General features: G+C 73.6%; 2 protein-coding genes. Both read right to left on the minus strand.

Features of this window, described 5'->3' with window-relative positions; translation table 11 throughout:
• Positions 1 to 100: 100 nt before the first annotated feature.
• On the minus strand, positions 101 to 292 hold the full coding sequence (locus FNQ90_RS25465; RefSeq protein ID WP_182608467.1) for a hypothetical protein: 192 nt from the start codon (positions 290 to 292) through the stop codon (positions 101 to 103).
• Positions 289 to 492: a hypothetical protein gene (locus tag FNQ90_RS28585; RefSeq protein WP_323380185.1), complete on the minus strand. Its 204-nt coding sequence runs from the start codon at positions 490 to 492 to the stop codon at positions 289 to 291. The genes FNQ90_RS25465 and FNQ90_RS28585 overlap by 4 nt, the downstream gene beginning before the upstream one ends.
• Positions 493 to 795: the final 303 nt, after the last annotated feature.

Genomic DNA, 795 nt, shown 5'->3' on the forward strand with positions numbered 1-795 from the left:
GGGTGGGCCATGGCGTTTTCCTTCGTGGAAGGGGCGGTGGCCCGGCATCGTGCCGGGCCACCCGTGGGGTCCTGTGGGGCTTCGGGGCGGTGCGGTGCGTTCAGCCGCACTCGGGGCATCGTTCGAGGTGGCCGTTGAGGGCCCTGGCCATCCGGGCCCTGGTCGAGGCGGCGTGCTTCGCGCTGGACTTCGCCGATGGCTTGCCGGCGTGTTGCCGGGCGTGGGCGCTCAGGTAGCCGATCTCCCGCTCGTACTCCTCGCGCAGGCTCGCGAATCGGGGACAGGTCCTCATCGGGCGGTGCTCCTCGTCTTCGTGGTGGCTTCTTCGGTGCGCAGGCGTTGCAGGACGAGGCTCAGCCGGTCGTTCCGGCCGCCCCTGAGACCTTCGCGCCGCAGGATTTCCCGCAGTTGGACCCTGGTGACGGCCTGGTTGCCGTCCCGTGCGAGCAGGGCGGGGACATGGGGGCGGACCTGCTCGACCAGGTGCTCCACCGACTGCTCCGGCTCGCGCGGCGCACGCCGGGCGGGCGGACCGGGGGACCGGTCCCGCCGCTCCCCCGACTTCCTCGCTCTCGCGGAGGGCTCCCGACGGCGAGGCACATCCGATGCCCGGTCCCCGGTCCCGAGGGGACGGTCCCCGATTCCCGGTGCGGGATTCCCGGTCCCCGCCGCGACGTGCACGGTCCCCGACTTACGGTCCCCGCCGGCCGGGGCGCGGTCCCCGGTTCCGCCGTGACGGTCCCGGCTATCCGGTCCCCGATTTCCGGTTCCGGTCCCCGGTCCCCTCTCCTCGTG

The organism is Streptomyces alkaliphilus (assembly GCF_014141535.1).
Classification (GTDB): Bacteria; Actinomycetota; Actinomycetes; order Streptomycetales; family Streptomycetaceae; genus Streptomyces; species Streptomyces alkaliphilus.